The organism is Pseudomonas sp. NFACC24-1, assembly GCF_900115235.1.
Classification (GTDB): Bacteria; Pseudomonadota; Gammaproteobacteria; order Pseudomonadales; family Pseudomonadaceae; genus Aquipseudomonas; species Aquipseudomonas fluorescens_AA.
On the sequence record NZ_FOVS01000008.1, the window covers coordinates 72,046 to 96,487 of the forward strand.

The 24,442-nt window shown below is 62.7% G+C and carries 17 protein-coding genes and 1 pseudogene; 6 read left to right on the forward strand and 12 right to left on the reverse strand.

The window, feature by feature from the left end:
- Window positions 1–3 precede the first annotated feature (3 nt).
- From BM317_RS09975 to BM317_RS31075, 6 genes and pseudogenes are all read right to left on the reverse strand, one after another.
- Complete coding sequence (locus BM317_RS09975) at window positions 4–2,415, reverse strand: TonB-dependent receptor (RefSeq protein ID WP_092474154.1); 2,412 nt, start codon at window positions 2,413–2,415, stop codon at window positions 4–6.
- A gap of 99 nt (window positions 2,416–2,514) precedes the next feature.
- Window positions 2,515–3,492 (reverse strand): FecR domain-containing protein, encoded by a 978-nt coding sequence (locus BM317_RS09980; protein ID WP_092165486.1) that lies wholly within the window; start codon window positions 3,490–3,492, stop codon window positions 2,515–2,517.
- On the reverse strand, window positions 3,493–4,008 hold the full coding sequence (locus tag BM317_RS09985) for a sigma-70 family RNA polymerase sigma factor (protein WP_060742745.1): 516 nt from the start codon (window positions 4,006–4,008) through the stop codon (window positions 3,493–3,495).
- A gap of 98 nt (window positions 4,009–4,106) precedes the next feature.
- Window positions 4,107–5,351 carry an MFS transporter gene (locus tag BM317_RS09990; RefSeq protein ID WP_092474156.1) on the reverse strand — a complete coding sequence of 415 codons (1,245 nt, stop codon included), beginning with the start codon at window positions 5,349–5,351 and terminating at the stop codon, window positions 4,107–4,109.
- A gap of 16 nt (window positions 5,352–5,367) precedes the next feature.
- Window positions 5,368–5,577 carry a hypothetical protein gene (locus tag BM317_RS31070; protein WP_256574117.1) on the reverse strand — a complete coding sequence of 70 codons (210 nt, stop codon included), beginning with the start codon at window positions 5,575–5,577 and terminating at the stop codon, window positions 5,368–5,370.
- A gap of 88 nt (window positions 5,578–5,665) precedes the next feature.
- Window positions 5,666–5,740: pseudogene (locus BM317_RS31075) on the reverse strand (IucA/IucC family C-terminal-domain containing protein); the annotation flags it as partial.
- A 114-nt stretch (window positions 5,741–5,854) separates the two neighbouring features.
- Here BM317_RS31075 and BM317_RS10000 point away from each other — a divergent pair.
- A complete protein-coding gene (locus BM317_RS10000; protein ID WP_092474158.1) occupies window positions 5,855–8,077 on the forward strand; it encodes a TonB-dependent receptor in 2,223 nt (740 codons plus the stop codon).
- Window positions 8,078–8,206: 129 nt separating this feature from the next.
- Here BM317_RS10000 and BM317_RS10005 read toward each other — a convergent pair whose 3' ends face one another.
- The 3 genes from BM317_RS10005 to BM317_RS10015 form a co-directional block, all read right to left on the reverse strand.
- Window positions 8,207–8,425 carry a tautomerase family protein gene (locus BM317_RS10005; RefSeq protein WP_003200762.1) on the reverse strand — a complete coding sequence of 73 codons (219 nt, stop codon included), beginning with the start codon at window positions 8,423–8,425 and terminating at the stop codon, window positions 8,207–8,209.
- A 138-nt stretch (window positions 8,426–8,563) separates the two neighbouring features.
- Entirely contained in the window at window positions 8,564–10,348 is a 1,785-nt protein-coding gene (locus BM317_RS10010; protein WP_092165490.1) for an IlvD/Edd family dehydratase, read from the reverse strand.
- Window positions 10,349–10,395: 47 nt separating this feature from the next.
- Window positions 10,396–11,577, reverse strand: coding sequence for a fumarylacetoacetate hydrolase family protein (locus BM317_RS10015; protein ID WP_092474160.1), 1,182 nt, complete (start codon window positions 11,575–11,577; stop codon window positions 10,396–10,398).
- Between the two features lie 114 nt (window positions 11,578–11,691).
- On the opposite strand from BM317_RS10015, the gene BM317_RS10020 reads away from it, so the two are divergent.
- The 4 genes from BM317_RS10020 (at window position 11,692) to BM317_RS10035 (ending at window position 15,937) form a co-directional block, all read left to right on the forward strand.
- Window positions 11,692–12,630: a LysR family transcriptional regulator gene (locus tag BM317_RS10020; RefSeq protein WP_092474162.1), complete on the forward strand. Its 939-nt coding sequence runs from the start codon at window positions 11,692–11,694 to the stop codon at window positions 12,628–12,630.
- 306 nt (window positions 12,631–12,936) lie between these two features.
- Window positions 12,937–14,319 carry an MFS transporter gene (locus BM317_RS10025; protein WP_092474164.1) on the forward strand — a complete coding sequence of 461 codons (1,383 nt, stop codon included), beginning with the start codon at window positions 12,937–12,939 and terminating at the stop codon, window positions 14,317–14,319.
- Entirely contained in the window at window positions 14,316–15,056 is a 741-nt protein-coding gene (locus tag BM317_RS10030) for an SDR family oxidoreductase (protein WP_092474166.1), read from the forward strand. The genes BM317_RS10025 and BM317_RS10030 overlap by 4 nt, the downstream gene beginning before the upstream one ends.
- 32 nt (window positions 15,057–15,088) lie before the next feature.
- Window positions 15,089–15,937, forward strand: a complete 849-nt coding sequence (locus BM317_RS10035; RefSeq protein ID WP_092474168.1) for an ureidoglycolate lyase — start codon at window positions 15,089–15,091, stop codon at window positions 15,935–15,937.
- Window positions 15,938–16,011: 74 nt separating this feature from the next.
- On the opposite strand, the gene BM317_RS10040 is transcribed toward BM317_RS10035, so the two are convergent.
- The 3 genes from BM317_RS10040 to BM317_RS10050 all read right to left on the reverse strand — a co-directional run bounded on the left by BM317_RS10040 (window position 16,012) and on the right by BM317_RS10050 (window position 22,433).
- Window positions 16,012–19,107, reverse strand: a complete 3,096-nt coding sequence (locus BM317_RS10040; RefSeq protein ID WP_092474170.1) for an efflux RND transporter permease subunit — start codon at window positions 19,105–19,107, stop codon at window positions 16,012–16,014.
- Window positions 19,108–19,110: 3 nt separating this feature from the next.
- Window positions 19,111–20,280, reverse strand: coding sequence for an efflux RND transporter periplasmic adaptor subunit (locus BM317_RS10045; RefSeq protein WP_092474172.1), 1,170 nt, complete (start codon window positions 20,278–20,280; stop codon window positions 19,111–19,113).
- A gap of 101 nt (window positions 20,281–20,381) precedes the next feature.
- Entirely contained in the window at window positions 20,382–22,433 is a 2,052-nt protein-coding gene (locus BM317_RS10050) for a methyl-accepting chemotaxis protein (RefSeq protein ID WP_092474174.1), read from the reverse strand.
- A 478-nt stretch (window positions 22,434–22,911) separates the two neighbouring features.
- On the opposite strand from BM317_RS10050, the gene BM317_RS10055 reads away from it, so the two are divergent.
- The gene (locus BM317_RS10055; protein ID WP_092474176.1) at window positions 22,912–24,360 is read left to right on the forward strand and encodes an APC family permease; all 1,449 of its coding nucleotides are present in this window, start codon (window positions 22,912–22,914) and stop codon (window positions 24,358–24,360) included.
- Window positions 24,361–24,442: the final 82 nt, after the last annotated feature.

Consider the following 24,442-nt stretch of genomic DNA (forward strand, 5'->3'; position numbering starts at 1 on the left):
GTTTCAGAAATCAACGGTGGCGGATAACAACAGCGTGCGCGGTGCGCCTTGGGAGAACGCGCCATAGGACGCGACCCCCGACCAATAGGCGCGGTCAAAGACGTTCTGCACCGTGGCGCGAAATGTCGTGGGCCGTTCGGCAATGCGCGCGGCATAGCGGGCACCGACATCGAAGCGGGTCCAGGCATCCAGTTCCTGGGTGTTGGCCTGGTCGACGTACTGGCTGGCGGTGTAGATCGCACCGCTGGTCAGTGTCAGCCCGTCGATGCCCGGGGTGTCCCACTCGGCCCAGAGGTTGGCCTGGACCTTGGGCACGCCCACCGGTGTATTGCCGCGGTTGGCGGCGACGCTGGTGCGGGTCAGTTCCCCATCGAGTAGCGTCACGCCACCGAGCAGGCGCGTGCCCCGGGCAATCTCGCCGGACAGGTTCAGTTCCACGCCACGGTTGCGTTGCTGGGCCTTGACCGAGAACACCCCGGACGACAATTCACCGCTGGGTTTCTTGATCTGGAACAGCGCCAGCGTGGCCATGAAACGTTCGTAGTCGACCTTGACCCCGATCTCCTGCTGGCGGGAGATGTAGGGGGAAAAAACCTCTTCGGCGTTCGTGGCGGCAGACGGCGCGATGTCGCCCTTGCTCAGGCCTTCGATGTAGTTGTAGTACAGCGCGACATGGTCCCAGGGCTTGGCGACGATACCGAGCAGGGGTGTGGTCTTGCTTTTATCGTAGGACGGGGTGGCGACGGTGGTGTTGTAGTTGTTCGACTGGATGTTTTGCCGGCGCAACCCGAGGGTGACTTGCAGGCGCTCATCGAGCACCGACAAGGTGTCGGCCAGGGCGACGCCCGACAGTTCGCTTTCGGAGACTTTTGGCGTGTGAGGTTCGGCGAGGTTGGGCCTGGGCCGGTCGACCGGGTGATAGATGTTCGAGAGGATGGCGGGGCCGGAAATAATGCCGCGGGACAACTCATCGCGATAACGGCTGACTTGCAGCACCGCGCGGTGGCTGACCGGCCCGGTGTCGAAGCCCAGGCGCGCGCCGGCATCGACGGTGTAGCGTTGGACGTTGAATTTGTAATAACCGGGAACCGATGACGTGTCGCCGGCGGCGTTGATGATGGTCGGGGTCTGGTCGGACATGCGCTCGACCTCGGATTTTCCGCCGCCGGCGTGGGCAAACAGGGTCAGCTGGTCGCTGAGGTCGTACTCGCCACTCAGCAACGCCGATTTGTCCCGGGCCCGGGAGCGTCCCCAGTCCTGGCTGACACTGGTGCGGCCGTTGGCGGCGGAGGGAATTTGCACGCCAGGGGCGATCAGGAAAGGGCGTGAGGCGGCGTCGAATTTTTCATCCTGGCTGATCAGGTCCAGGGTCATGCGCAGGCGATCGCCTTGGTAATCCAGGGCCATGGCGCCGGTACCGACGTCTCGGGACTGCTTGTCGATGGCCGTGTCACCCTGCTGCAGGCTACCGTTGAGCCTGATCCCGAACCGGCGTTCTTCGCCAAAGCGCCGACTGACGTCGAGGTGGCCGCCCAGTTGCGAGTCCGTGGCGTAGCGGCTGGTGAATCGGGTCAGGTCCTCGTCGAGGGCGCGCTTGGGGACCACGTTGATCACGCCGCCCACGGCGCTGTTGGGCGACATGCCATACAGCAGCGCCGCGGGCCCCTTGACCAGTTCGATACGCTCGGCGTAATCGGTGAACACCCGGTAATTGGACGCCACGCCATACACACCGTCGAAAGCCAACTCCCCGAGGTTGCCTTCCCCCAGCGGAAAACCGCGGATGAAGAACGAGTCGACGATGCCGCCCGCCTGGCCAGTGGAGCGCACCGAAGCGTCGCGTTCCAGCAAGTCGCCCACGGTGATCGCCTGTTGATCCCTGATCATCGTCGAGGTGTAGCTGCTGACGCTGAACGGTGCATCCATCACATCGGCGTTGCCCAGCAGGCCGAGGCGTGCGCCGCGGGCGACCTGGTCGTTGGCGTCGGCAGGTGGCAGGTCGGTGCTGCGTCTGCCGGCGGCATCGACGCTGATCTGCGGCAGGGACACCTGGCGCAGCACCAGTGTGTAGCTGCCATCGTCGCGGGCAACCATCTCCACGCCGCTGTCGGCCAGCAGATGGGTGAGTGCTTGCGCTGCCGGATACGTGCCGGAAAGCCCAGGGCTGACCAGGCCTTCAGTGATCGAGGGCTGGAACGACAGGGCAATGCCGGCGGTCACCGCAAAGCTCGACAGGGCAGGGCCGAGCGGCCCCGGGGCGATGTCATAGGCGCGGGGAGCGACGGCTTCCAGTTGCGTGGGCGCGGCGGCGAAGGCGAACGGCCCGGTGACCGTGCTCAACGCAAGGCTCAACAGCACACTGCGCATGACGGGCTTGGACGGACGATCCGGACGCAGGGGCCGTGCAACGAGCATGGATGGATGACCCTATGGACGAGATGAAATGGTTATTCCTTTCTTTGCCAGTTGAGATCAAAAAAAGTATCACCCGGGCAGCCAATAATTTTTGTGGGGTCAGGCCGGGGAGAGCGTCACCCAGTAACCGCTCAAATGACCGGTGACCAGGACCGGGTAGGTTTGCACCAGCATGTTGAGCGTGCGCTGGGTATCGCTGATGGGAAACGCGCCGGACACCCGCAGCTCGGCAATGGCCGGGTCGCAACGCACGAAGCCGCGGCGATAGCGCGCCAGTTCGGCGACGAAATCCGCCAGGCGCATCCTGTCGGCCATCAGCATGCCTTGGGTCCAGGCGCTGGCGTTGCGATCTGTCGGGGTCAACGGGCCGAAGGCCTGGGACGAGAAGTCGGTGCGCTGTCCGGCGTTGACGATGAGCGGCGCGGCCTGGCGAGCCTCGGTCAATTCAATCCGCACCGCGCCTTCGAGTACCGCCAGATGGGTGCGCGATGGCAGTTGGCGCACGATGAACCGCGTACCCAGGGCCTGCATCCGGCCGTCGCGGGTGCTGACCAGGAACGGTCGGGCCTGGGGTGAGGCATCCGGCGCGGTCTGCACCAGGACTTCCCCTTCGCGCACATGGAGGAGCCGCTGGCGGGTGTCGAACAGTACGTCGATGGCCGTGCCGGTATTGAGGGTGAGGTGAGAGCCATCGGCCAGGGTCAACTCGCGGCGCTCGCCGATGGCGGTTCGGTAGTCGGCGGACCATTGCTGCGATTGCGCCAGTTTCCAGCTGCCCCAACCGACAGGCACCGCTGCCAGCAGCAACGCCAGTTTGCCGAGGGTCGCGCGGCGTTCGGGGCTGCTTGGGCGATCCAGCGCCGACATCGCCAATGCGCGTGGCAAGCCGCCGAGCTTGCTTTGCAGCAATTGCGCACGAGACCAGGCCCGGCCGCGCTCGGGGCTGCTGGCCCTCCAACATTCCCATTCGACGCGCTCGTTGTCACTGAGGTCGCTTTCGCTCAAGCGCATCAGCCATTCGGCGGCTTCTTCGAGGACCTTGGGGTCGAGCGGCGGCTCACGGCGACGAGTGAGCATTCACTCCACCAACATCAAGCACTGCACGAATGCCTGTTTCATGTAGCGCTTGACCGTGATCAGCGAGACGTTCAGCTGTTGGGCGATGTCGTCGTATTTCAGGCCGCCGATCTGCGACAGCAGGAACGCCCGCTTGACCGGCGCCGGGAGGGTGTCGAGCATGGCGTCGATTTCGTGCAGGGTTTCCAGCACCAGAAAGCGCAATTCAGGGGACGGCACTTCCTGGGCCGGCAAATGCGCGAGCGCCTCCAGGTAGGCACGTTCCAGGGCCTTGCGTTGATACCAGTTGATGAGAATGCCCTTGGCCACGCAGCTCAGGTAGGCCCGGGGCTGGTCGATGGCCGTGACTTGGGAGGCGAGAATGCGCGCGAAGGTGTCTTGCGCCAGGTCCGCCGCATCCATGGCGTTGCCCAGCTTCTTCTTCAGCGTGTTGTACAGCCAGCTGTGATGGCCGGCATACAGGTCTTCGATCACGCGCAGATGCTGGTCGTTGTTCGCGGGCAGGGTTTCGCTCATGGCTGCGGCTTTTTTGCAATTGAGAAGTATTCCCAATGCTAAGGGACAACCTGCTCGTGACGCAAGCGGCATGCAGGGTTCAAAGGGAAACGCCTTGATCAGTCCGCGGGCGGGGCGGGGCTGGCTTGCAGGCTCGCGGGCCAGTACCGCAAGGCGACGACGGGAATCAGGGCCAACACATAGGCTAGGCAAACGAACAGGTAGGTGTACTGCAAACCGTAGACCTGGCTGAGCAACCCACCGGCCGAGATGCCCGCGATCGAGGCGAACTGCGCGGTGCCCTGGGCAATGCCCAGCACCTGGCCTTGGCGCGCGCTGTCGGCGGATTTCGAGATCAACGCCATCAGCACCGGTGTGGTAGCCCCCAGCAGCACGCCCCAGATGAAGTAGACGACGACAAAGACGATGGCATTGCGCGTGACCCCCGCCAGGGCGGTCAGGGCGATGCAACCGAGCACGACGTAGATGATGCGGTGCAAGGTGTCCTGCTGGGTACGGTGTTCGAAATAGCGCGACCAGGCCGTGGCCGAGAGGATGAAACCCAGCGCCAGTAAGCCGTAGCATAGGCCGACCACTGAGTTGCTGACGTCGAATACCGAGCTCACATACAAGGAGAAGGAGGTCTGTGGCAGCATCCGGGCCAACAGCAGGATGCCCATGACCCACAGCAACGACAGCAATGGCGATCCTTGCCAGACACTGTCGGTACGGCTTGGTGTCGTCGGGGCCTGGCTGGTCGCGGGTTTTTTCACCGGTGGCACGTCCGGCAAGGTCACGGCGGCCACCACCGTGCACACCGCGCACAAGGCCGAGGCGATGATGTTGATCCAGAAGAAGGTGGCGTAGTCGAGGATCAGGCCCCCGACCACCGCGCCGAGCAATGAGCCGACGTTGGTGGATATTTGCAGGATCGCGAACAGCCGTGCCCGTCGCGAGGGGGCTTCGATGCTGACGCCATAGGCCTGGGCCGGGGCGATGTACCCGGCAAAGGCGCCCTGCAGGAAGCGCAGCACCAGGATGATCCAGATATCGCTGCACAGCGCCAGCCCGAGCTGCGTCAATGATAGGCCCGCCAGGGCGCGGATCATCATCAGCTTATGGCCGTAACGATCACCGATACGGCCCCAGAAGGCGCTGGTCAGAATGATGCCCAGCATCGGCCCGACATACACGGCGATGCTGGCGAAACTGAAGATTGACTCCGAGGACGTCAGCCCGCGCAGGTGGACCGGCCAGAACGGCCCGCTCATTTCCATCGCGCCCATGGAGATGAGCTGGATCGCGAATAGGAGGTAAATCAGGATCCTGACGTTCGAACCCTGGATGGCACCTGCGTGGGACATGACTCAGCCTCGGTGGTTAAACGCTCGCAAGCGGGTTGGTCAGCGTGTGCTGTAAACGATAGTTGGAGTATTGCAGCAGGTGCATGCGCAACAACGATCGGATCGGCCACAAGGCGATCTTGTGCAGGTGGGTGAGGAACACCGCGTCGAGCACGCACATGCGCATCGGCTCGATATCTTCCACGAACACGGTCGGCAAGATGCCCGGCTGCACATGAGGTTGCAAGGTGTACCAGCGTTCCTCCAGCAGGGGCGCGCGTAGCGGAATCGCGGATCAGCAGGCTACGCGCTTTGCCATCGGGGGCAAACATCACCATGGTGTTTTGCTGATGGGCTTCAAGGCCGATGCCGTATATCAGGTAGATCGCGACCACTGGGCGGGTGACCACCTGAGGGCCCGGCGCACTCTGAAAAAATAATCCCCGGGAGGTGATACTTTTCCGTAGGTCGACTGGCAATAGGAGTGATTACCATTTTCTCCCGTTGGAAAGGATCCTTAAGCCATGTCTGTTGCACGTCGACCTTGTGGTGAGTCTGCGTTATCCCTCGCGATTCGTAGCGCCACGCTGAGTTTCATTCTGGCCGCAGGAAGCGCCACCGCCTGGGCGGCAACCCCCGAACAGGCGCCTGCCGCCGATACAACCCAGGACGCCTCCAAGGGCAACGGGCAAGGCTTGACCCTTGACGCCACCACCATCAGCGGGACCCACAACGACCCAGGCGCACTACCGCCCGTGCTGGCCGGCGGTCAGGTGGCGCGCGGTGCACGCTTGGGGATGATGGGCAACAAGGACGTGATGGACACGCCGTTCAGCGTGACCAGCTACACCGAAAAGACCCTTGCCGACCTGCAAACCGTGACCGTGGCCGACGCCCTGCAACGAGACCCTTCGGTGCGCTCGACGGGGCAGGTGGGCGGCATCGTCGATTCGTTTTTCATCCGTGGTTTTCCCATCGGCGAGGGCAACCTCGGCGAGTTGGCCTACGACGGCGTATACGGCGTGGCACCCAACTACCGGGTGTTCACCGACTACGCCGAACGGGTCGAAGTGCTCAAGGGGCCGGGTGCACTGATGTACGGTATTTCTCCGAACAGCGGGGTGGGCGGGGTGATCAATATCGTTCCCAAGCGTCCGTTGGACGAAGACCTGACGCGCTTTACCGGTAGCTACGCATCCGATTCCCACGTGGGCGGGCACCTGGATGTCAGCCGTCGATTCGGCTCGGAAAACCAGTTCGGTATGCGCTTCAACGGCAGCCTCCAGGGTGGCGACACGGCCATCGACGACCAGGAACGCGAACTCGGGATCGGAGCTATCGCCCTGGATTATCGGGGCGAGCGTTTGCGCTTGAACCTCGACTTCATCAGCCAGAAAGAGAGCTTTGACGGCGCCTCGCGACCCTTCACCGTCGCGCTTGGCGTTGAAATCCCATCGGCCCCCAACGGTCGTACCAATGCGTCACAGAAATGGGGTTGGTCCGACACCAAGGAGCAGTCGGCCTTGCTGGGTGGCGAATACGACCTGACGGACGCGGTCACGGTGTTTGCCCACGCCGGTGGCGGTCGCTCGGACGTCAAGCGGATGTCCGACCAGGTACCAAGAATCCTCAACAACGCCGGCGATATCAGCAACACACCGGGGTATTACAAATTCAACGTAGACCGTTCGACAGCCGATGTGGGGGGTCGTGGGGTGTTCGACACCGGCCCTGTCAGCCACACGACCACGCTGATGGCGACCACTTACCAGGATGAACTGTCCCGGGGGATCAACAACGGGCCGGAGGTCCGCTCGAACATCTATCACCCGGTGGATGTGCCCAAGCCGGCCATCAATGCGCCCAAGGTGCTGCGGGTTTCCGAGTCGCAGCTGTCCGGCTTCGCCTTGACCGACACCTTGTCGGTACTGGATGACCGTCTGCAACTGACCCTGGGGCTGCGTCGGCAAAATATCGAGTCGCGCAACTACAATGCCAGCGGCGCGGTCAGTTCCCGTTATGACGACAGCGCAACGACCCCGCTGGTCGGCGTCGTGGTCAAGCCCTGGGAGGATGTGTCGCTCTACTACAACTATGTCGAGGGGCTGAGCAAAGGTGACGTCGCGCCAGGCAATGCGAGCAATGCCGGCGAAACGTTTGCACCTTATGAGTCCAAACAGCATGAGGTTGGGGTCAAGTACGAGCACGGCACGTTCATGACCACCCTGGCGCTGTTCCAGATCGAGAAGCCCAGTGGCGAAATCGGCACGAACAATGTTTTCTCTGTACAGGCTGAACAGCGCAACCGTGGCGTGGAGCTGAGCGTGTTCGGCGAAGTGGCCCCCGGCACACGCTTGATGGGTGGCGTGACATTGCTCGATGGTGAGCTGACGGATTCCGCCACAGCGGCCAACCGTGGCAATAAGCCGGTGGGCGTGCCAGACGTACAAGCCAACCTGTGGGCCGAATGGGACACCCCGTGGGTGGAAGGCTTTACCCTCACCAGTGGCGCGATCTACACCAGCAGCCAATACGTGAACCAGGCCAACACCCAGGAGCTGGATGCCTGGACCCGCTTCGATGCGGGCGCTCGTTACGCCACCAAGATCGAAGGTCGACCGACGACTTTCAGGGCCACGGTCCAGAACGTCTTTGACCGCGAGTACTGGTCGGGTGTCGCCTCGTACGGTGCCTTCTCTCCAGGCTCGCCGCGCACATTGCAGTTGTCGGCCACGGTGGATTTCTGAGGAATGGCGAGGGGGGCTCTAGCGCAGACCCCTCTCACTTTTCTTTCCCGATCTCTTCTATATAAGGTAATGCTGTTCACTTAGGAAAAACGATGAACCTGTGGCCAGACAAACCTTAAGCGAACAGCATTATTGGCCTTTGGCAGGCAGCCCCATCTTCGCCAGCGTCAGCGTTTCATCGGCGCGCCCCCAGCCACCGTCTGCCACCTCTTCGACCAGGACCATGGTGAATGGACGGACCCCTTCGCCGAAGTATTCGACGAACATTTCCGTGGTGCGATGGATGATCTCTTCCTTGCGGGCGTGGTCCAGGATTCCTTCGGGAAATTTGTAGTTGGCAAATGGCATGGATCGACTCCGTAGGTGTGAAAGATTCGCCAGGGGCGATGACCCCTGGCGCGCATCTTTCTCCTTTACGCCTGTGGAATAAACCCTTCTGGATTGGCATCTGAATTCAACGTACGTGAACAATCAGCCGCTTTGGACTCAGTGCGAATGACGCGGCTCGCCACTGCGGGCGATCACGCGCAGATGCAGCGTCGCAGGCTCCAGGCAGCCCCCGGTGGACAATTGCCCGACCAGTTGCCGGTACAGTTCCTGCCAAGGCGTTTGCGACGGTGGGATGTTCGGTGTCCATTCGAGTCGGCGCCGGGCCATCTCGTCATCGTCGATCAGCAGGTTCACGGTGCGGGTGTTCAGGTCCACTTTCAGCCGGTCGTTGGTTTGCAGCAACGCCAGGCCGCCGCCCACGGCTGCTTCAGGGGACATGTTGAGGATCGATGGGCTCGCCGAGGTGCCGCTCTGGCGACCGTCGCCCAGGCAGGGCAGGGAGTCGATGCCTTGTTTGATCAGCGCGGCCGGTGGGGCCATGTTCACCACCTCGGCACTGCCGGGGTAGCCCACGGTGCCGACACCGCGAATGACGAGGATGCAGCGCTCGTCGATGTCCAGCGCCGGATCGTCGATGCGGGCGTGGTAATCCTCCGGTCCTTCGAACACGATGGCCCGGGCTTCGAAACTGTTCTCGGCACCGGGCTCGGAGAGGTAGGTCTTGCGAAACGCTTCGCCCACCACCGACATCTTCATGATCGCGCTGTCGAAGAAATTGCCGCTGAGCACGATGAAGCCGGCACGGTGCTTGAGCGGGGTGTCGAAGGGATGGATCACGTCGGCGTTGCTGGTCAGGCTGCTGCTGACGATTTCGCCGATGGTCCTGCCGCTGACCGTGGCGCAGTCTTCGTGCAGGCGCCCGGCTTTTTGCAGTTCGTGCATGACCGAGGGCACACCGCCGGCCCGATGGAAACCTTCACCCAGATACTTGCCAGCGGGCATGCAATTGACCAGCAGCGGCACGTCCTCGCCAATCCGTTGCCAGTCATCCAGGCTCAGTTCGACGCCCATGTGCCGGGCGATGGCGATCAGGTGCGGCGGGCAGTTACTCGAAGCACCCAGGGCCGAGGCGACGGCGATGGCGTTTTCGAAGGCCTGGCGGGTCATGATCTGTGACGGACGAATGTCTTGCAGCACCAGCTCGCAGATGCGCTTGCCGGTGGCATAAGCCATTTGCCCGCGCTCGCGATAGGGCGCCGGAATGCTCGCGCAACCGGGCAGCGACATGCCCAGGGCTTCGGCCAGGGCGTTCATCGACAAGGCGGTGCCCATGGTGTTGCAGTGACCCACCGATGGCGATGCCGCGGTGGTCATTTCCATGAAGCCTTCGTAATCGATCTCGCCGGCGGCCATCAGGTTGCGCGCATGCCAGAGCACGGTGCCCGAGCCGATCAGCTCGCCCTTATGATGGCCGTCGAGCATCGGCCCGCCGGACAAGACAATGGCGGGCAAGTCGGTGGTCGCCGCCGCCATCAGGCAGGCGGGCGTGGTCTTGTCGCAACCGGTGGTGAGCACCACGCCGTCCAACGGGTAGCCGTGGAGGATTTCCACCAGGCCCAGGTAGGCCAGGTTGCGGTCCAGGGCAGCGGTGGGGCGCCGTGACTGTTCGGCGATCGGGTGCACCGGGAATTCCATGGGGATGCCACCGGCGTCACGGATGCCGGCCTTGACCCGTTGGGCCAGTTCCAGGTGATGACGGTTGCAGGGGGTCAGGTCGCTGCCGGTCTGGGCGATGCCGATGATCGGGCGTCCCGATTGCAGCTCTTCGCGGGTCATGCCGTAGTTCATGTAGCGTTCGACATACAGGGCGGTCATGTCCGCGTGAGCCGGGTCATTGAACCATTGCTCGCTGCGCAGGCGGCGTTCAGGCGTGTCACTCATGATTCATGTCTCTCTTGTAATTGGATGAATCGGTCACGGTCGTAGCGTCAGCGGCCCAGCAGTCCGCGGGCGGCGAGGTTGCGCAACAAGGCGCTGACGCCAAAGGTCCAGGGGGCGGCGTCGCAGCTGTGGGTCACCTGATTATGCAGGCTGCCGAGCAAGGGGCTGCTGATGCTGACCCGGTCCCCGCGCTTGTGGGTGAAACCGCTGCCGGGATGGTCGCGGTCTTCGGTGGGGGCGAACAGGGTACCGAGAAACAGCACAAAACCATCCGGATATTGGTGGTTGGCGTTGAGTGTCTGGCTTGCCAGGTTCTGCGGGTCACGGCTGATCTGGCTCATGGAACTCGAACCGTGCAGGCGGTAGCCATCTTCGCCTTGTACCTGGAGGTCGACTACGCAGGCGCGTACGTCATCCAGGCTGAAGTGTTCGTCGAACAGGCGAATGAACGGCCCGATAGAGCAGGACGCATTGTTGTCCTTGGCCTTACTCAGCAATAGCGCGCTGCGACCTTCGATGTCTCGCAGGTTGACGTCGTTGCCCAGGGTGGCGCCGTGGATCTGGCCACGGCTGTTTATCGCCAGCACCACTTCCGGTTCCGGGTTGTTCCATTGCGATACCGGATGAATGCCAATTTGGCTGCCGCTGCCCACGGCGGACAGGACCGGTGCCTTGGTGAAGATCTCCGCATCCGGGCCGATGCCGACTTCCAGGTACTGCGACCACATGCCCTGTTCGATGAGCAAGGCTTTCAGGCGCATGGCTTGCTCGGAACCCGGCACGATCGCCCGCAGGTTATCGCCGATCACGCTGTGCACGGTGGCGCGTACCGCCTCGGCCCTTGCCGCGTCGCCGCCTGCCTGTTCCTCGATCACCCGCTCGATCATGCTGGCGGCGAAGGTCACGCCGGCGGCCTTGATCACTTGCAAGTCCAGCGGCGGCAACAGAAACGGCTTGGCCGGGTCGGCATGGAGGCCGGTGTTGGTCAGCAGCGCTTCGACGCTGGCGATGAAAGTGCCGGGCGTTTGCCTGACCGCCGCCAACGGTGAGGACGTTTCCAGCACATCGCTCAAGGTCGCGAAACGATCCGACAGGTCGAACACCCCGTCACTGCGCAGCACGACGGGTGAGGGCCCGGCGACACGGCCAGGCACCCAGGCACGACCAATCAGGGTGCCGGCGACGCCATCGACGGGCAGTGTGTTCTCGGGAGTAAGCATCAGCGACATGGGCAGTCTTCCTGGTTCGTAAAGCTTTCAAGCTAGGGCCCGCGGTTGATGAACTCCAATGAGATATATTCAGTATCTGATAACGTCCGGTTATTGCATCGTCGAGGATTGCCCATGTCCGATCTGTCTTTCTCCAGCTTCTGCGGCTGGCTCAAATTCCGCCATCTGCTGTTGATCGATACCTTGGGGCGCACCTGCAACATGCATCTGGCGGCCGAGCAGATGAACCTCAGCCAGCCCGCCGTGAGCAAGATGCTCAAGGAAATCGAAAGCCTGCTCGGCTTCGCCCTGTTCGAGCGTCGCCCCCGGAGCATGCCGCCCACGGCATTGGGTGAGCACGTACTGCGTTACGCTCAGATCGCCTTGAACGATGCACGTTCGTTCGTCGAGCAAATCAGCAGCCTGCGCGAAGGCGGCCATGGCTACCTCAAGGTCGGCGGTATCTTTGCCGCGACGGCGGTGGCCTTGCCCGAGGCGATCCTGCAGATCAAGCAACGCTGGCCCTTGCTGTCCATCGAGGTGGTGGAGCAGACCAGCAACCATTTGATGAAGATGCTTGAAGAGAAAAAACTCGATCTGGCGGTGGCCCGGTTTACCGAGCAAAGCCAGCAACAGCGCTACGACTTCCAACCCCTGGCCCCGGAACCGTTCTGCATCGTGGTCAATGACCGCCATCCCCTGGCGAACGCCGGGCCGACCTCACTGCAGCAACTGGTGGACCTGCCGTGGATTCTCTACCCGGTCGGCACGCCGATCCGTGCACGCATGGAACTGGCCTTCGCCGAGGCGGGGGTGGGAATGCCGTGCAATACCATCGACACCATTTCCATGCAGACCTTCCTCCAGGTGCTGCAACGCGGGCCCATGATCGGCATGCTGCCCAATGCCATGGTCGATCCGCTGCTCGAAAGCGGCCAGCTCAAGACCCTCGATACCCCGTTGCACCTGGTGCCCCAGGACTACGGCATCCTCACGCGAAAGGACGAACCGCTGGTAGGCGCGGCGCTGGAGTTCGCCGAGATTCTCAAGGACAACGCCCGCCAGATTATTTGAAGAAGCAACTGAACCTGTGGCGAGGGGATTTATCCCCGCTGGGCTGCGCAGCAGCCCCAAGAAGTTCAACGCAATCAACCTCACAGGATACGAGGGCCAATTTAGGACTGCTTCGCAGCCCGGCGGGGATAAATCCCCTCGCCACAGGATCCTAGTCCGAATCCCAAGCCTCGATAACAATACGTTATCGACTAATCCAAAAATGCCATTGGGAAAGAATCGATTCCCGACAGTAGAGTCCTCATTCAATCGCCGAATGAGTCGCTCATTCGACGTGACCCAATAAAAACAATCAGGGGTTACCTCATGCAAACCATCTCCGAGCCGTTGCCCGCCCAGGCACAAGCCGGCCAGCTGGATTTCGAAGACCGGACCTACCGCAAGGTGATCTGGCGGATCCTGCCCGTGTTGCTGTTGTGCTACATGGCGGCGTACCTCGATCGGGTGAACATCGGGTTCGCCAAGCTCGACATGCTCAACGAGCTGCAATTCAGCAACACGGTGTATGCCTTGGGCGCCAGTATGTTTTTCTGGGGCTATTTCCTCTTCGAAGTGCCCAGCAACCTGTTGTTGCATCGCTTTGGCGCACGGTTCTGGATCGCCCGGATCATGCTCAGTTGGGCGGTGATCTCCATGGCCGTGGCCTACACCGTACCGCTGGCGGCTTTCTTCCACATCGAATCGAGCACGATGTTCTATGTGCTGCGCTTCCTGTTGGGCATCTGCGAAGCGGGCTTTTTCCCTGGGGTGATCCTCTACCTCAACTACTGGTTCCCGACCCATCGGCAGAGCCGGGTGATGTCTGGGTTCCTGCTGGCGTTGCCGGTCAGCCTGACCCTGGGCGGCATACTCTCCGGCTGGCTGATGAACAGCATGCAAGGGGTGCATGGCCTGTCCGGCTGGCAATGGATGCTGCTCATCGAAGGCATTCCGTCGATCATCATGGCGTTCGTGGTGATCGTCTGCCTGGCCGACAACATCGACAAAGCCAAATGGCTGACGGTCGCGGAAAAAGCCCTGCTCAAGGCCAATCTGCAAACCGATAACCAGGGCAAGGCCACGCGCTTGAGCGAAGTGTTCTTCAACCCTCGGGTGTGGTTGCTGGTATTGATCCTGCTGACCTTCAACACCGGCTTCTATGGCCTGGCGTTCTGGATGCCTTCGATCATCAAGAGCACCGGCATCACCAACAGCTTGCACATCGGTTTGCTCACCGCCATTCCTTATTCGGTGGCGGTGGTGGCGATGCTGCTCAACGCCCGGCACTCCAACCGCACCGGTGAGCGGCGCTTGCATGCGGCGATCCCGGCATTCATTGGCGGCGTCGGCCTGATCCTCAGTGCCTTCTTCGCTGACAATCTGGTGCTGTCGGTGCTCTTTCTCAGCGTCTCCGCTTCGGGGATCCTCAGCCTGATGCCGATTTTCTGGACCCTGCCAGGCACCGTGCTGTCGGGGGTCGCCGCCGCAGCCGGCATCGGCATGATCAACGCCATCGGCAACCTGTCGGGCTTTACCGGCTCGATGATCACTGCCGTGGCCGAAACCCTCACGGGCAACATCAACAACGGCACTTATGTACTGGCCTTGTGTCTTTTGGTCAGCGGCGGGCTGATCCTGGCCATCCCCGCTTCGATGCTCGGCAGGACCCCCAAGCACGCCGCCACGGCAGCGCAACTGGAGACAGCATGAACCTGCAGAACAAGCGCGTTCTGGTCACGGCAGCAGGGCAGGGCATTGGCTTGGCCAGTGCCATTGCCTTCGCCCGGGCCGGTGCCGAGGTGATCGCCACGGACATCGATATCCATGCACTGGCGGGGATCGAAGAGGTCACCGCCATGCCCCTGGATGTCACCTCGACCGCTGCCATTAGCGCCGCCTGCGAGCGCATCGGCGGGCTCGATGTGCTGTTCAACTGCGCAGGCTACGTGCACAGCGGCAACATACTGCAATGCGATGAAGCGGCCTGGGCGCGTTCGATGGACCTCAATGTCACGGCCATGTATCGGATGATCCACGCGTTTCTGCCGGGCATGCTGGCCCGTGGCGGCGGCTCGATCATCAACATGTCGTCGGTGGCCTCCAGCGTCAAGGGCGTGCCCAATCGCTTCGCCTATGCCACCAGCAAGGCGGCGGTGGTGGGCCTGACCAAGGCTGTCGCCATCGACTTCGTCAGCCAGGGCATCCGCTGCAACGCGATCTGCCCGGGCACCGTGGACTCGCCTTCGCTGCGCCAGCGCATCGCCGACCAGGCCGTGCAACAGGGCGTCGATGAGGCGCAGGTCTACCGGCAGTTCCTCGACCGCCAGCCCATGGGACGCATCGGCAGCACTGAAGAGATCGCCCAGTTGGCGGTGTACCTGGGCAGCGATGCATCGGCCTACACCACGGGTGCCATTCACCTCATCGACGGTGGCATGAGCCTCTGAACCCCCGGTCTTCACTTGAGCAGGAGCACGACATGAAACTATTGCGCTACGGCGAAAAAGGTTCGGAGAAACCCGGGCTGTTGGATACCGACAATCAGCTGCGCGATCTCTCGGGCCATGTGCCGGACATCGCCGGGCAGGTCCTGGGCGCGGACAGCCTGGCAGCGCTCGCCGCCCTCGACCCCCGCAGCCTGCCGCTCGTTGCCGGCCAGCCGCGTATCGGTGCCTGCGTCGGCCAGGTCGGCAAATTCATCTGCATCGGCCTGAACTACGCCGACCATGCGGCCGAGTCGAACATGGAGGTGCCGAAAGAGCCGATCATCTTCAACAAATGGACCAGTGCCATCTGCGGGCCGAACGACGATATCCAGATCCCGCGCGGCTCCCTCAAGACCGATTGGGAAGTCGAGTTGGGCGTGGTCATCGGTAAAGGCGGGCGCTGCATCGACGAAGCCAATGCCATGGAGCATGTCGCCGGCTACTGCGTCATCAACGATGTGTCCGAGCGCGAGTGGCAACTGGAGCGCGGCGGCACCTGGGACAAGGGCAAGGGCTTCGACACCTTCGGTCCACTTGGCCCCTGGCTGGTGACTCGGGATGAAATCGCCGACCCGCATACGCTGGATCTGTGGCTGGAGGTTGACGGACACCGCTATCAGAACGGCAATACCCGAACGCTGATCTTCAGCGTGCCGCAACTGATCGCCTACCTGAGCCGCTGCATGAGCCTGCAACCGGGGGATGTGATCTCCACCGGCACGCCACCCGGCGTCGGCTTGGGCATCAAGCCCGCCCCGGTGTTCCTGCGGCCGGGCCAGACCATTCGCCTGGGAATCGAGGGCTTGGGCGAACAGCGTCAGGTCACTGTGCAGGCGGACTGATGGACTGGGCTCGCTGCCCCCTCAGGTCTCTGTGGGAGCGGGCTTGCTCGCGATAGCGCTGGCCCGGCCGGGCCTCACTTTGGATCAACCCGCCTGACACGCTTCATCACCACCACGAAAAACACCGGCACGAACACCACCGCCAGCGTGGCGGTGATCATCCCGCCGATCACCCCGGTGCCGATGGCCTGCTGGCTCGCCGAGCTGGCACCGGTGGCAATCGCCAGCGGTACCACCCCGAGGATGAACGCCAGCGAGGTCATGATGATCGGGCGCAGGCGCAGGCGTGCGGCCTGGAGCGTGGCGTCGATCAGGTCGTGGCCTTCGTCGTACAGGCTCTTGGCGAACTCGATGATCAGGATCGCGTTCTTCGCCGACAGGCCAATGATGGTGATCAACCCGATCTTGAAGAACACATCGTTGGGCATGCCGCGCAACGACACGGCCAGTACCGCGCCCAGCACACCCAGTGGCACCACCAGCAACACCGAGGTCGGGATCGACCAGCTCTCGTACAGCGCCGCCAGGCACAGGAACACCACGAGCAACGACAGGCCCAACAGGATCGGTGCCTGGCTGCCGGACAAGCGTTCCTGCAAGGACAACCCGGTCCATTCCTGGCCCAGGCCCGTCGGCCCCAGGGCCACCAGCCGTTCGATTTCGGCCATGGCTTGCCCGGTGCTGTAGCCCGGTGCCGGTTCGCCGGAAATGCTCACCGCCGGATAACCGTTATAGCGGGTCAATTGCGCCGGTCCCTGGGTCCAGCGGGCCTGGACGAAGGCCGACAACGGGACCATTTTCCCGCTGTTGTTGCGCACGTGGATCTTCAGCAGATCCTCGACCTGGCTGCGCTGGTCGCCCTCGGCCTGGACCACCACCCGCTGCATCCGCCCCTGGTTGGGGAAGTCGTTGATGTAGGCCGAACCCACTGCCGTGGACAACACGCTGCCGACATCGGCAAAGGAAATGCCCAGGGCATTGGCCTGCTTGCGGTCGACCTCGAGTTGCACCTGCGGCGCCTCCGCCAGGGCGCTTTCGCGTACATTTATCAGCATCGGGCTTTTTTCGGCGGCGGCGAGCAATTCGCTGCGGGCCTGCATCAAGGTGGCATGGCCGAGTCCGCCACGGTCCTGCAAACGGAACTCGAAACCGCTGGAGGTGCCCAGGCCATCCACGGGCGGCGGCAGCACCGAGAACGCCATGGCATCCTTGATTTGACCCAGGGCCAGGTTGGCGCGGTCGGCAATCGACGCCGCCGAATCCTCGGCGCCGCGTTGCGACCAGTCCTTGAGGGTGGTGAAGGCCAGGGCCGCGTTCTGCCCACTGCCGGAAAAGCTGAAACCGAGAATGATCGTGCTGTCGCCGACCCCCGGTTCACCGGCGTTGTGGGCTTCGATCTGCTCCACCACTTGCACCGTCCGGTGTTTGCTCGCACCCGGTGGCAGCTGGATGTCGGTGATGGTGTAGCCCTGGTCTTCCACCGGCAGGAACGAGGAGGGCAGGCGACTGAACAACAGGCCCATGCCCACCAGCAGCACGCCGTAGATCAGCAGATAACGGCCGCTGCGTTTCACCGCATAGGCCACCCACCCCTGATAGCGGTCGCCGAAGCGGTCGAAGCCACGGTTGAACCAGCCGAAGAAACCGCTTTTGGCGTGGTGATCACCTTGGGCGATCGGTTTGAGCAAGGTCGCGCAAAGCGCCGGGGTCAAGGTCAGGGCCAAAAAGGCCGAGAACAGGATCGACGTCGCCATCGACAGCGAGAATTGCTGGTAGATCACCCCCACCGAGCCCTGCATGAACGCCATCGGAATGAACACCGCCACCAGCACCAGCGTAATGCCGATGATCGCACCGGTAATCTGCCCCATGGCCTTGCGCGTGGCCTCCTTGGGCGACAGGCCTTCCTGGGCCATGATCCGCTCGACGTTCTCCACCACGACGATGGCATCGTCCACCAGGATACCGATGGCCAGCACCATGCCGAACATGGTCAGCACGTTGATCGAGAACCCCAGCGCGAGCATCGTCGCGAAGGTACCCATCAATGCCACCGGCACCACCAGGGTCGGGATCAGGGTGTAGCGGATGTTCTGCAGGAACAGGAACATCACCGCGAACACCAGCAACATCGCCTCGCCTAGGGTGTAAATCACCTTGGTGATCGAGACCTTGACGAACGGTGAGGTGTCGTAGGGAATCTTGTACGCCACGCCGGCCGGGAAGTAGCGCGACAGCTCGTCCATCTTGTTGCGCACCAGGGTCGCGGTGTTCAAGGCGTTGGCGCCGGGCGACAGTTGCACCGCCACCGCGGTGGACGGCTTGCCGTTCAGGCGCGTGGAAAACTGGTATTCCTGACTGCCGATCTCCACCCGTGCCACGTCGGCGATGCGCACCGTCGAGCCATCGGGATTGGCCTTGAGCACAATGTCGGCGAACTCCTGCGGCGTGTTGAGCTGGCCTTTGACGACGATGGTCGCGGTGATTTCCTGGGTGCTGCGGCTCGGCAACTCCCCCAGGCTGCCTGCCGACACCTGGGCGTTCTGCGCCACGATGGCGGTATTGACATCGGCCGGGGTCAGGTTGAAACCGACGAGTTTCTGCGGATCGATCCAGATCCGCATGGCGCGCTCGGCCCCGTACAGTTGAGCCTTGCCGACACCGTCCAGGCGCTTGATCTCGTTCATCACGTTGCGCGCCAGGTAATCGCTGAGGGCCACGTCGTCGAGCTTGCCGTCGCTGGAGGTGAGGGTAATCAGCAGCAGGAAGCCGGCGGAGACTTTGTCCACTTGCAAGCCCTGCTGCGTGACCGCTTGCGGCAGGCGCGACTCCACCGCCTTGAGGCGGTTCTGCACGTCGACCTGGGCCAGTTCCGGGTTGGTCCCGGGTTGGAAGGTCGCGGTGATGGTGGCGCTGCCCAGGCTGCTTTGGGATTCGAAATACAGCAGGTTGTCGGCGCCGTTGAGTTCTTCCTCGATCAGGCTGACCACGCTTTCGTCCACGGTTTGCGCCGAGGCGCCTGGATAGACGGTGTAGATCTCGATTTGTGGCGGGGCCACCACCGGGTATTGCGCCACCGGCAGTTGTGGGATGGCCAGGACACCGGACAACAGGATGAACAAAGCGACGACCCAGGCGAATACCGGACGGTCGATGAAAAATTGCGGCATGGCTTAGTGTCCTGCCTGTGGCCCGGGAACCTGGGCGAGGGGGAGTGGAGAGTCGTCGATCCGGACGTGCTCGCCGGGACGGGCGTGTTGCAGGCCTTCGATGACGATGCGGTCGCCGGGTTTCAAACCGTGGGTGACGACCCAGCGATCGTTTTGCGCGGCGCCCAGTTGCACCGGTTGCTGGCTAACCTTCTGCTCGGCGTCCAGCAGCAATACCTGGGCGATGCCGGCGCTGTCGCGCAAGATGGCCCGTTGCGGCACGGTGATGCCCTGGCTGTTGACCGCCTGTTCCAGGCGCACGCGGATGAAACTGCCCGGCAGCAGGTCCAGGTCGGGGTTGGGGAACTCGCTGCGCAGGGTGATCTGGCCGGTGCTCGGGTCGACGCTGAGGTCGGTGAACAGCAACTTGCCGGGCAGTGGATAAGGGCTGCCGTCGTCCTGGATCAAGGTGGCCTTGGCCTGGCCCTGGCCGACCGCTTGCAAAAGCCCTGCGCGAAAGGCGCGGCGCAGGTCATTGAGTTCGCGGGTCGATTGCGTGAGGTCGGCGTGGATCGGGTCCAGTTGCTGGATCAACGCCAACGGCGTGCTTTCGTTCTGCCCGACCAAGGCACCTTCCGTCACCAGCGCTCGGCCGATGCGCCCGGATATCGGCGCGGTCACTGTGGCATACCCGAGGTTCAGTTTCGCCCGTTCCACCGCGGCCTTGCTGGCGGAGACGTCCGCGGCCGTCTGGCGCACATTGGCCCTGGCATTGTCGTAGTCCTGGCCACTGATCGCCTTGTCGTCGATCAACTGGGCGTACCGTTGTGCCTGCAAGCGGGCCTGGAACGCATTGGCCTCGGCCTTGCGCAACGCCGCCTCGGCACTGTCCAGGTCGGCCTTGAACGGCGCCGGATCGATGCGAAACAGCACCTCGCCCTGTTTGACGTCCCGGCCTTCGTGAAACACCCGCTGCAAGACCACGCCGGCGACCCGTGCCCGGACTTCGGCGACCCGTGGCGCGGCGATCCGGCCGCTCAGCTCGTTACTGATCGACAGCGGCCGGGCCTGGACCGTTTCGACACGCACGCTTGCCAGCGGGGCGGAGGCTTGCGGGTTCGAGGCACTATCACAGCCACTGAGCAACAGCGCGCCCACCAACAGGCCCAGTGTGACGAAAGGAATCTTGGACATGGTGCTTCCCCAATATTGAGCCGCCCATGGTAGGGATCGAAGCCAATGCCAGGGGTGAAGCTTTGTAGGCGCTCTGTGAAATTGTGTAAGCGCACAGGCCGCTAGATCCGAAAATGCCCCACCAACTGCTGTTGATGGTTGGCCATGGCATGCAACGAGTGGCTTGCCTGCGACGCTTCTTCCATCCGGCCGGTCAAGGTTTCGCTGATTGCCCGAATGTCGCTGACGCGATGGCTGATGTCTTCCACGACAGCGCTTTGCTCCAGGGCGGCGCTGGCGATCTGTTGGTTCATGTGTTCGATCACTTCCACGGCGTCGGTGATGTGTTGCAGCGCCAGATGGGTCTTTTCGACTTGAGCGACGCTGTCCCTGGCCTGTTCGCGGCTCAGTTGGGTGCTGTGCACGACCTCCTGGCTCAACTGTTGCAACGCTTCGATCACCGTGCGTATCTGCTCGACCGAGTTCTGGGTGTTGCTGGCCAGGTGGCGAACCTCATCGGCCACCACGGCGAAGCCGCGCCCCTGTTCACCGGCCCTGGCCGCTTCGATGGCGGCATTCAAGGCCAGCAGGTTGGTCTGCTGGGCAATGGCACAAATCACGTCCAGCACCTGGCCAATGTGTTGACTGTTGCCGGCCAGCGCCTGCACTTGCTCGAGGGTGGTTTCCAGGCGCCGGTCGAGGCTGTCGATGCTGGTGACCGCGTTGGCGAACAATTCCCGTCCCGATCGGCTGGCGTTTTCGGCAACGGTGGCGGCATCGGCCGCCTGGTGGGAATGGCGAGCCACCTCCTGGGCGCTGGTGCTCATTTCATGCAAGGCGGTCGCTGCCAGCTCGACTTCCCGGTACTGCGTGTGCATGCCCGCGCTGACTTCCCGGGCCACTCGCGCCGACGTATCGGCGGTGTTGCGGGTGTCCAGGGAGGCTTGCTGGATATCGCGGATAATGGGCTGCAACTTGTCGAGAAAACGGTTGAAGCCCCTGGCCAGATGGCCCAATTCATCGTGGCGGTCGTTGGGCAGGCGCTGGGTGAGATCGCCGTCGCCTTCGACAATCGCATCGAGCATATGCGCCACCCTCAGCAGTGGCCGGGTCACGCCGTAAGCGGTGAGCCAGATGAGCAACAGTCCCAAGCCGGCAGCCAGCAAGCCCAGGCTGAGGTTGAACCAGTTGGCCTGGCGATGCTTGTCGTCCAGTTGCGCCTGCATGTGCAGGGCTGGCGCTTGCACAAGGGCTTCAGGTACGCGTATCTGCAATTGCCAGGGGCTATTGGCGGCAACGGTTTGCACGGCTTGCCGAACGTCGACCGAGGTGCCGTCAACCGTGCCGCTATGGCCGGCAACTTGCCCTGACGGGGAAAGAATGTTGATCTCGCTGTGGCCGGGATACAGGTCGTTGGCCAGGCTGGCGGCCAGTTGCTGGAGGGTATCGAGGCTGATGTCCATGCCCACCACGCCGATGACGTTGCCCTGGTCCAGCAGCGGTATGGAGATGCTGCTCATCAACGTCTTCTGGCCTTCGACCTCGATCGCGTAGGGCTCTGTCACGCAGGTGCGCCCCAGGGTCTGCGGGCAGACGTACCAGGCGTTGGCCGGCTCGCTGCCCGGTGGTGCGGTGTTGGCGCTGATCTGGGCTTCGCTGAGCACCTCTTGCACCAAGTGGCCGGGTTGGCTTTGCGACCAGTACAAGGCGAAGCGACCCTTTTCGTTGCCGGCCAGATCGCGCTGGCCAATGAAACCGGCATCTTCACCGACCAGCGCGTCGGGAAACAGCACCACGTAGAAGCCGAGGACTTTTTCGCGGTTCTGGAGGGCTTGGCGGGTCGCGGCGATCAGGTCACGGCGCAGTTGCCCCGGCGTCAGTCGCCCGTTCCACGCCTGGGCGCGCAGTTGCAGGACCTGTTGGGCAAAGCCTTCTCCATAGATCGCGGTTTCGCTGAAAAAGCGCTCCACCCGCTGACCGTGTGCCAGGCCCTGTGCCTGCAGGCCTTCCAGGGCCGAGCGCCCCAGCAGTTGACTGCTTTGCTGCTTGAGCAGTGTTGCGCCTTGTTGGTTCTGATACAGGGAGGTACCGGTCAATGCCCCGACGACGGCCAGCAGGCACAGCCCACTCAGGAGCGTGATCCGCCATTGGATAGAGAGACGAGCGAAGAACATGCTGAGATTTTCCTGCGCTTAGGGATTTTATTGTTCTGTGCCCAGCACTGTTTGAACGACGGGCGAGGCTATCTTGCGGCAGGAAGCGCCTGCCGGTTATCCCGAATCGGCAGCCGTTGTGCCCAGGCGTTGGGCTAATGCAAGTCACTTAGGGCGACGACGTCCCTGTGGCGAGGGGATTTATCCCCGTTGGGCTGCGCAGCAGCCCCCCATACAAGCCAACTCAATCTATCTGACACACCGAGTTGTTCGGCTTTTAGGACTGCTGCGCAGCCCAGCGGGGATAAATCCCCTCGCCACAGGGGCTGACCTGTTTTGGGGCGCCGCCTCGGATGCTGCCGTTTTGGGATAGCGAAGGGTTTTGGCAAGGGCCTAGCATCGAATCCAGCGTGCAAGCAGAACAATAAGCTTTTGGACGTCGGCGAAACTGGCCGTCTCCGATCCAGCAACACTGCCTCATACAATAAGGTCAAGAACAATGAGTGTATCTTTCCCGATCAGCAGCTCGACGGAGTTGAAGCGCGGTGCCCTGGGCGTCGGCTTCATCATCTTCTTTGTGATTTCGGCGGCGAGTCCCTTGAGCGTCATCGCCGGCGGTTTCCCCATCGGCATCATGCTGGGCAACGGCGCGGGTACGCCGGCGTTGCTGCTCCTGGCGCTGTTGGTGTTGCTGGCCTTCTCGGCGGGCTACACGGCCATGTCCCGGCACGTGACCAACGCCGGTGGTTTCTATGCCTTCACCTCTCGCGGTTTGGGTGGCCTGGCCGGCGGCGCGGCGGGGGTGCTGGCGATGTTCGCCTACAACATTCTCCAGGTCGGTCTGTACGGCATGTTCGGCGGCGTGGTCAGCGGCACGATGGCCAGTGTCTTTGGCCTGGATTTGCCGTGGTGGACGTATTCGCTCCTGGCGATGGCGAGCATCGCGATTCTCGGTTATCGCAAGATCGACCTGTCGGCCCGGGTGCTGTCGGTGGTGGTCATTGCCGAGTACCTGGCAATCCTGACGCTGGATTTCGCCATCCTCAAGACCGGCGGCGACAGTGGCATCAATCTCGATGCGTTCGATCGCAGCCATGTGTTCAGCGGCACACCGTCCATCGGCTTGCTGTTCTGCTTCGCGGCGTTCATCGGCTTCGAGGCCACCACCATCTACGGCGAGGAGGCCAGGAACCCGCACCGTACGATTCCCATCGCCACCTACAGCTCGGTGCTGTTGATCGGCGGTTTCTATGCCCTGTCGGTTTGGGCCATGGTGGTTGGCGTAGGCGCGGACAAGATCGTACCGACCTTGCAGGCGCTCCAGGATCCCACCACGTTCATCTACGGCATGTCCGATCACTTTGTCGGCCCGCACCTGACCCAGATCATCCGTGTGCTGTTCATGGTCAGCATCTACGCTGGGCTGCTGGCGTTCCACAACGCCGCAGCGCGTTATTTCTATGCCATCGGGCGTGACGGTTTGCTGCACAGCCGGTTGGGCACCACCCACCGCGTGCACCAGAGTCCGCACATGGGCTCGGTCCTGCAGAGCCTGATCGCAGCGGTGGTGGTGCTGATCTTCGCCGCGCTGGACGCCGATCCAATCCTGCAATTGTTCGCCTGGTTCTCCAACCTGGCCACGTTGTGCGTGATCCTGCTCATGGCCCTGACCTCGGCGGCGGTATGGGTCTATTTCCACTCGCGCCCGGAGTTGAAGCTGGGGCTCTGGCGCGGACGGATTCTTCCAGGCTTTTCGTGCCTGGCATTGCTGGCGGTCCTGGCCCTCGCGGTGATGCATTTCGACGTGCTGACCGGCGCCAGCAAACTGTTGTCCTACGGCCTTTGCGCCGTCATTCCCGCCGCGCTGATTGTCGGCGTGTTCCTCGCCGCCCGATTGCGCAAGTCCTCACCCGAGCGGTTCATGGCGTTGGGCAGCCACAAGCTCTAGGGCGCCACGCGATCACGTCAAACCACACAAAAAACTGCGCTGTCGTTCGGGACGGTCCGGCCGCGCGTGAAAGGAAGATGCT

What these genes read in the sequence shown, in the direction of transcription:
- BM317_RS09975 (WP_092474154.1), bottom strand. Translation starts at nt 2,415, where the DNA reads ATGCTCGTTGCACGGCCCCTGCGTCCGGATCGTCCGTCCAAGCCCGTC.
- BM317_RS09980 (WP_092165486.1), bottom strand. Translation starts at nt 3,492, where the DNA reads ATGCTCACTCGTCGCCGTGAGCCGCCGCTCGACCCCAAGGTCCTCGAA.
- BM317_RS09985 (WP_060742745.1), bottom strand. Translation starts at nt 4,008, where the DNA reads ATGAGCGAAACCCTGCCCGCGAACAACGACCAGCATCTGCGCGTGATC.
- BM317_RS09990 (WP_092474156.1), bottom strand. Translation starts at nt 5,351, where the DNA reads ATGTCCCACGCAGGTGCCATCCAGGGTTCGAACGTCAGGATCCTGATT.
- BM317_RS10000 (WP_092474158.1), top strand. Translation starts at nt 5,855, where the DNA reads ATGTCTGTTGCACGTCGACCTTGTGGTGAGTCTGCGTTATCCCTCGCG.
- BM317_RS10005 (WP_003200762.1), bottom strand. Translation starts at nt 8,425, where the DNA reads ATGCCATTTGCCAACTACAAATTTCCCGAAGGAATCCTGGACCACGCC.
- BM317_RS10010 (WP_092165490.1), bottom strand. Translation starts at nt 10,348, where the DNA reads ATGAGTGACACGCCTGAACGCCGCCTGCGCAGCGAGCAATGGTTCAAT.
- BM317_RS10015 (WP_092474160.1), bottom strand. Translation starts at nt 11,577, where the DNA reads ATGTCGCTGATGCTTACTCCCGAGAACACACTGCCCGTCGATGGCGTC.
- BM317_RS10020 (WP_092474162.1), top strand. Translation starts at nt 11,692, where the DNA reads ATGTCCGATCTGTCTTTCTCCAGCTTCTGCGGCTGGCTCAAATTCCGC.
- BM317_RS10025 (WP_092474164.1), top strand. Translation starts at nt 12,937, where the DNA reads ATGCAAACCATCTCCGAGCCGTTGCCCGCCCAGGCACAAGCCGGCCAG.
- BM317_RS10030 (WP_092474166.1), top strand. Translation starts at nt 14,316, where the DNA reads ATGAACCTGCAGAACAAGCGCGTTCTGGTCACGGCAGCAGGGCAGGGC.
- BM317_RS10035 (WP_092474168.1), top strand. Translation starts at nt 15,089, where the DNA reads ATGAAACTATTGCGCTACGGCGAAAAAGGTTCGGAGAAACCCGGGCTG.
- BM317_RS10040 (WP_092474170.1), bottom strand. Translation starts at nt 19,107, where the DNA reads ATGCCGCAATTTTTCATCGACCGTCCGGTATTCGCCTGGGTCGTCGCT.
- BM317_RS10045 (WP_092474172.1), bottom strand. Translation starts at nt 20,280, where the DNA reads ATGTCCAAGATTCCTTTCGTCACACTGGGCCTGTTGGTGGGCGCGCTG.
- BM317_RS10050 (WP_092474174.1), bottom strand. Translation starts at nt 22,433, where the DNA reads ATGTTCTTCGCTCGTCTCTCTATCCAATGGCGGATCACGCTCCTGAGT.
- BM317_RS10055 (WP_092474176.1), top strand. Translation starts at nt 22,912, where the DNA reads ATGAGTGTATCTTTCCCGATCAGCAGCTCGACGGAGTTGAAGCGCGGT.